We start from the raw sequence: 6,305 nt of genomic DNA, 5'->3' as shown, positions 1-6,305 counted from the left end.
AACGAATTCGCCACCCTCGGCGCCGACGGCTTCGGCTTCTCCGACACCCGCGCAGCAGCCCGCCGCTACTTCAAAAACGACACCCACTCCATCGTGGTGCGCGCCCTTGAAATGCTGGCGCGCCGCGGCGAGGTGGACGTCGATGCCCCGGTCAAGGCGATCGAGAAGTACAAGCTGCTCAACGTCAACGCCGGCACCACCGGCAATGCCGGAGGCGAAGCCTAGGCCTTCGGCCTGTAGAGCGGATCCAGCAGCAGCATTACTCGACGGCGGCCCCCATCCATCCGGTGGGGGCCGCCGTCGTCCTGTCCGGGACGGGTGGCACCGAAGGGGCAGGACCGGTTGTGATCCGCGACAAGGCGGATTGTAGCCTTCGCACAAATGGAGCTTGCGCGGCCGTGGCCGTATGCTCAAAGAATGCCAGCACCAGCCAGCGCGTCTGCCAAGCGGAAACCGACCCCGCCAAAGGTGACGCCGGAGAAGTCCGAAACCCTCAAGCAGCTCCGCGCAAACGTCGGCCAGCTCTCCACCAGCACCATGCGGAAGCTGGAGCAGTCGCTTCCCTGGTACAGCCGGCTCAGCGCTGATGAGCGGTCGGCACTGGGCATGGTGGCGCAGAACGGCATCGCGGCCTTCGTGACCTGGTACGAGCGGCCAAGCTCGCCGTCGTGGATCCTCACGGATGTTTTTGGGACGGCGCCAACGGAGCTGACCCGTTCGATCAGCCTTCAGAAGGCGTTGCAGCTGATCAGGATCGTGGTGGAAGTGGTGGAAGACCAGGTACCGGTCATCGCGCCCGAAGCCGACCAACCATCCCTGCGCGAGGCCGTCCTGCGGTACTCGCGGGAAGTCGCCTTTGCCGCGGCGGACGTGTATGCACGCGCTGCCGAGTCCCGCGGTTCCTGGGATACCCGCCTGGAGGCACTGATTGTTGACGCGATCCTGCGGGGCGAAAACACGGACGCCCTGCGCTCACGCATCGCAGCGCTTGGCTGGAAGGCACAGGAACGCTTCACGGTGATGGTGGGGAACTCGCCGTCCGAACCCAGCGCCAGCTATGTCAGCGAGCTGAGGCGTATGGCCGGGCGCTACGCGGAGGATGCACTGGTGGGCATCCAGGGCGACCGTCTGATCCTCATCCTTGGCGGCGTGCAGGACCGCGAAACGGCGTATGTGAAGCTGAGCGACATGTTCGCCCCCGGCCCCGTGGTGTATGGGGCCGAAGCCAGTTCGCTGCTGGAAGCCAGCAGTTCTGCGCAATCAGCCTTTGCCGGATTGACGGCGGCCCGCGCCTGGCCCTCCGCCCCGCGGCCGGTGGCCGCCGACGACCTGCTGCCGGAACGGGTTATTTCCGGTGATGACGCGGCGCGCCGATCGCTCGTGAAGAACATTTACCGGCCGCTCCTGGCGGCATCCAACGGCCTGGTGGAAACGCTGGGAACCTACTTGGAACTGGGACATTCGCTTGAGGCCACGGCGCGGGAACTCTTCGTCCACGCCAACACCGTGCGGTACCGGTTGAAGCGGGTCTGCGACGTCACAGGTTGGGACCCGCTGCTGCCGAGGGAGGCATTCGTGCTTCAGGCCGCGCTGGTGGTGGGCCGCCTCTCGGCCCCGCCGAAGGCCGCCACGGAGCGGCAGGCGTCCCGTAACCAGCCGTGAGGCATTGTAGACTTCCTACAACCTGACCCCGTGAGCTTCGTGCGGTGAAACACCGCTGGATCACACAGTAATTTGGAAAGCTGGTTACGTGCTTGCAATAGTCTGCCCTGGACAGGGCTCACAGACCCCGGGTTTTCTGGCCCCCTGGCTGGAACTTCCCTCGGTGGCAGGCCAGCTGGCCGCCCTGAGCGACATCGCAGGCATCGACCTGATAGCCCATGGGACCACCTCCGATGAGGAAACCATCAAGGACACTGCCGTGGCGCAGCCCCTGATCGTTGCCGCGGGCCTGGTCACCGCCGCTTCCCTCTTCGACGTCGAACTCAACTCCCTGCCCGTGATCCTCGCGGGCCACTCCGTGGGTGAAATTACTGCGTCCGCCCTTGCCGGAGTGCTGACGGAGCAGGAAGCCATGACCTTCGTCCGCGAGCGTGCCAACAGCATGGCTGCCGCGGCTGCCGTCACTCCCACCGGCATGAGCGCCGTCGTGGGCGGCGACCCCGCCGAGGTGCTGGTCGCCATCGAGGCCGCCGGCGCCGCCCCTGCCAATGTCAATGGTGCCGGGCAGACAGTCGCGGCCGGCACCTTTGACCAGTTGAAGGCCCTGGCCGACAACCCGCCCGCCAAGGCCCGCGTCATCCCGCTCAAGGTGGCCGGCGCCTTCCACACAAGCCACATGTCGCCCGCGGTCAGTGCGCTGGAGAAACTGAAGCCGCAGCTGAACCCGGTGGCGCCCAAGGTGCCCCTGCTGTCGAATTTCGACGGCGGTGAAGTCACCGACGGTGATGCCGCCGTCGAAAGCCTGATCGCCCAGGTGTCCCGGCCGGTCCGGTGGGACCTCTGCATGGAAACCATGGTCAACCGTGGTGTTACCGGCGTGATTGAACTCGCCCCCGCCGGCACGCTGGCCGGGCTGGCCAAGAGCGGCATGCCCGGCGTCAAGACCGTCGCGGTCAAGACCCCCGATGATCTCTCCGCCGCACTGGCACTCTTTGCAGAACTGGAGGGCAACGCATGAGCGTTCCCACGCTGAAACAGGCTTCGATCCAGGAGCACAGCCGCATCCTCGGGCTGGGTGCGTACCGGCCCGACGTCATCGTCACGAATGAGGATGTCTGCCAGTGGATCGATTCCTCGGATGAGTGGATCCGCCAGCGGACCGGCATCGTCACCCGCCACCGCGCGTCTGCCGACGTCAGCGTCATCGACATGGCAGAGGGCGCTGCCCGGGAAGCCATGGCGAAGGCCGGTATCGAGGCCTCAGAGCTCGGCGCGGTCATTGTTTCCACCGTGACCCACCCGTACGCCACCCCTTCCGCCGCTGCCAGCCTGGCCGACAGGATCGGCGCCACGCCCGCTCCTGCCTTTGATATTTCCGCCGCCTGCGCCGGTTACTGCTACGGAATTGCACAGGCCGACGCCCTGGTCCGTTCCGGCACCGCAAAGTACGTCCTGGTGGTTGGTGCCGAAAAGCTTTCCGACGTCATCGACAACCGGGAGCGCACCATCTCCTTCCTGCTCGGGGACGGTGCCGGTGCCGTCGTTATCGGCCCCTCCGACACCCCGGGCATCGCCCCGTCCGTGTGGGGCTCCGACGGCAGCAAGTGGGATGCCATCGGCATGACCCGCTCCCTGCTTGACGTCCGCGACCTCGGCCTGGCCGCCCGGCAGTCCGACTCCACCGGGGACCTGGCCCTCCTGGAAGAGGCCCAGGAGCTGTACCCCACGCTCCGGCAGGACGGCCAGACAGTGTTCCGCTGGGCCGTGTGGGAAATGGCCAAGGTGGCCCAGCAGGCACTCGACGCTGCCGGCATCGAGGCTGAAGACCTGGTTGCCTTCATCCCCCACCAGGCCAACATGCGCATCATCGACGAGATGGTGAAGAAGCTGAAGCTGCCCGAGACGGTTACAGTGGCACGGGACATTGCCGAAGCCGGCAACACCTCCGCTGCCTCCATCCCGCTGGCAACGCACCGGCTCCTGCAGGAGAACCCGGAACTGAGCGGCGGGCTGGCCCTGCAGATCGGTTTCGGTGCCGGGCTGGTCTTCGGCGCGCAGGTAATTGTCCTTCCCTAGATACGCCCAAGGGCCGCAACCGCGTCCCTGACCGTTTCCGGCAGCCCCTGCCGGCAATACAAGAAAAGGAGCCACCAATGGCTAGCAACGAAGAGATCCTGGCCGGCTTGGCTGAAATCGTCAACGAGGAAACCGGCCTGGCCCCGGAGGCCGTCGAGCTGGACAAGTCCTTCACCGAGGACCTGGACATCGACTCCATCTCCATGATGACCATCGTGGTCAACGCCGAGGAAAAGTTCGGCGTTCGCATCCCTGACGAAGAGGTCAAGAACCTCAAGACCGTTGGCGACGCTGTCAGCTTCATCTCCGGAGCACAGGCCTAGCCACAGGCTTTTCGCCGTCTTACGGCTTGGCGGGGCTGCCGGTCCGGATTGACCGGACCGGCAGCCCGCCGCATTTATCCGGCCCAGCACCCCCAACCGGGACTGGCCGATCAACAAACTGTGCGGGACCCTGCGGCAGCCGCAGGCGGATACCCCCACCGACGAAAGAGTGATCCCATGACACGCAAAGTAGTCATTACCGGTCTGGGTGCCACCACGCCCATCGGCGGCGACGTGCCCACAATGTGGAACAACGCCCTCAAAGGGGTCTCCGGTGCCCGCACCCTGGAGGACGACTGGGTAGCCAAGTACGAACTCCCCGTCCACTTCGCCGCCCGCTGCAGCACACCGGCCCTTGAGGTCCTCAGCCGCGTTGAGGCCAAGCGGATGGACCCCTCCACCCAATTCGGCGTCATCGCTGCCCGTGAAGCCTGGGCCGACTCCGGCATCACCGAGTTCGACCAGGACCGGCTGGCTGTTGCCTTTGCCACCGGCATCGGCGGCGTCTGGACATTGCTGGACGCCTGGGACACCCTGAAGGAAAAGGGCCCCCGCCGGGTCCTTCCCATGACCGTCCCCATGCTCATGCCCAACGGTGTTGCCGCGGCGGTAAGCCTGGACCTCGGCGCCCGCGCCGGCGCCCATACCCCGGTTTCCGCCTGCGCCTCAGGCACCGAAGCCATGCACCTGGGCCTGGAACTCATCCGCTCCGGCAAGGCAGACGTGGTGATGTGCGGCGGCGCTGAAGCCGCCATCCACCCCATGCCGCTGGCCGCATTTGCTTCCATGCAGGCACTGTCCCGCCGCAATGACGACCCCCAGGGTGCCTCACGCCCGTACGACACCGCCCGTGACGGCTTCGTCATGGGTGAAGGCGCCGGGGCCCTGGTCCTCGAGGCCGAGGAACACGCCCTGGCCCGCGGAGCCCGCATTTACGCCGAACTCGCCGGTACGTCCGTTACTGCCGACGCCTACCACATCACCGCCCCGGACCCCGAGGGGCTTGGCGCCACCCGCGCCCTGAAGGCGGCCATGTTCGACGGCCGGATCCAGGCTGAGGACGTGGTGCACGTCAACGCGCACGCCACGTCCACCCCCGTGGGCGACAAGCCAGAATACACGGCCCTGCGAGCCGCGCTGGGCGCGCACGTGGACAACGTGGCGGTCTCTGCCACCAAGTCCCAGATGGGCCACCTCCTGGGCGCTTCCGGTGCGGTTGAAGCCGTCCTCACCGTGCTGGCCGTCCATGAGCGCAAGGCACCGGTCACCATCAACCTTGAAAACCAGGACCCGGAGATCCCGCTCGACGTGGTCACCTCCGCCCGCGATCTCCCTGCCGGGAGCATCGTGGCGCTGAGCAACTCGTTCGGTTTCGGCGGCCACAACGCCGTCGTGGCCATCCGCAGCGTCTAGACCCTGCCCGTGGGAAGCACCCGGGATGGCAAAGGAGGCCCCGCCATGTGGCGGGGCCTCCTTTTGCGCTATGGAGGTGTTGTGGTTTTCGTCCCGCTGGGAACGGACGACGGCGGTCAGCCCACCTGGTGGAGCCAGCGGACAGGAGCGCCTTCAGCAGCGTGGCGGAACGGTTCGAGCTCTTCGTCCCAGGCCTCACCGAGAGCGAGGGACAGCTCGTGGTAGACGGCGGCTGGGTCACCGGCTCCTGATTCGTAGGCGTACCGGATGCGGTCTTCGGACACCATGATGTTGCCGTGGACATCCGTGACGGCATGGAAGATTCCCAGTTCGGGGGTGTGCGACCAGCGGCCGCCATCCACGCCCTGGCTGGGCTCTTCCGTCACCTCATACCGGAGATGCGCCCAGCCACGAAGGCAGGACGCCAGTTTTGCTCCCGTGCCGGGGGTTCCGGTCCAGGACAACTCCGCCCGGAACATTCCGGGCGCAGCGGGCTGCGGGGTCCACTCAAGGTCCGTCCGCTTGTCCACCACGGCGCCGATTGCCCACTCTACGTGGGGGCACAGCGCGGTAGGGGCCGAGTGAACGAACAGCACACCGCGGGTCATTGCAACAGACATTCCATCCTCCATAGCTCTAGGTACGTCTTCCCCAACGACCTCTGCCTGGATGGAACTGCCGTGCCTGCACTGCGGCGATGGTTCCCTGCCTGTATTCAGATGTATCAGATTGAGCTGCGTCCGGGCCCGCCGCGCGGTTCGAAGCTTTGTGAGCTTCAAGCCGCACTTGAAAGTTGCCGGACGTGACTCTTATTGTGCCGTACCCCATGGA

General features: G+C 66.2%; 7 protein-coding genes. 6 read left to right on the top strand and 1 reads right to left on the bottom strand.

Annotated elements, in window-relative coordinates; translation table 11 throughout:
* The 6 genes from ASG86_RS14255 to ASG86_RS14230 form a co-directional block, all read left to right on the top strand.
* Nucleotides 1-225, top strand: a 225-nt coding sequence (locus ASG86_RS14255; protein ID WP_156386189.1) for a hypothetical protein, incomplete at its 5' end; no start/stop codon positions are given.
* 192 nt (nt 226-417) lie between these two features.
* The gene (locus ASG86_RS14250; RefSeq protein WP_056335436.1) at nt 418-1,662 is read left to right on the top strand and encodes a PucR family transcriptional regulator; all 1,245 of its coding nucleotides are present in this window, start codon (nt 418-420) and stop codon (nt 1,660-1,662) included.
* 88 nt (nt 1,663-1,750) lie between these two features.
* A complete protein-coding gene (locus ASG86_RS14245) occupies nt 1,751-2,680 on the top strand; it encodes an ACP S-malonyltransferase (RefSeq protein WP_200946262.1) in 930 nt (309 codons plus the stop codon).
* Nucleotides 2,677-3,738 carry a beta-ketoacyl-ACP synthase III gene (locus tag ASG86_RS14240; RefSeq protein ID WP_056335427.1) on the top strand — a complete coding sequence of 354 codons (1,062 nt, stop codon included), beginning with the start codon at nt 2,677-2,679 and terminating at the stop codon, nt 3,736-3,738. The genes ASG86_RS14245 and ASG86_RS14240 overlap by 4 nt, the downstream gene beginning before the upstream one ends.
* 77 nt (nt 3,739-3,815) lie before the next feature.
* Nucleotides 3,816-4,061 carry an acyl carrier protein gene (locus ASG86_RS14235; protein ID WP_056335424.1) on the top strand — a complete coding sequence of 82 codons (246 nt, stop codon included), beginning with the start codon at nt 3,816-3,818 and terminating at the stop codon, nt 4,059-4,061.
* Between the two features lie 177 nt (nt 4,062-4,238).
* On the top strand, nt 4,239-5,474 hold the full coding sequence (locus ASG86_RS14230) for a beta-ketoacyl-[acyl-carrier-protein] synthase family protein (RefSeq protein ID WP_056335422.1): 1,236 nt from the start codon (nt 4,239-4,241) through the stop codon (nt 5,472-5,474).
* A 116-nt stretch (nt 5,475-5,590) separates the two neighbouring features.
* Here the strand turns inward: ASG86_RS14230 and ASG86_RS14225 are convergent, their stop codons facing one another.
* Nucleotides 5,591-6,094 carry a DUF3145 domain-containing protein gene (locus tag ASG86_RS14225; protein WP_056335420.1) on the bottom strand — a complete coding sequence of 168 codons (504 nt, stop codon included), beginning with the start codon at nt 6,092-6,094 and terminating at the stop codon, nt 5,591-5,593.
* Nucleotides 6,095-6,305 lie beyond the last annotated feature (211 nt).

Source organism: Arthrobacter sp. Soil764 (genome assembly GCF_001428075.1).
Taxonomy (GTDB): domain Bacteria; phylum Actinomycetota; class Actinomycetes; order Actinomycetales; family Micrococcaceae; genus Arthrobacter.
Note: the sequence above shows the minus strand (reverse complement) of the source record. Positions and strands in the feature narration are given on the sequence as shown.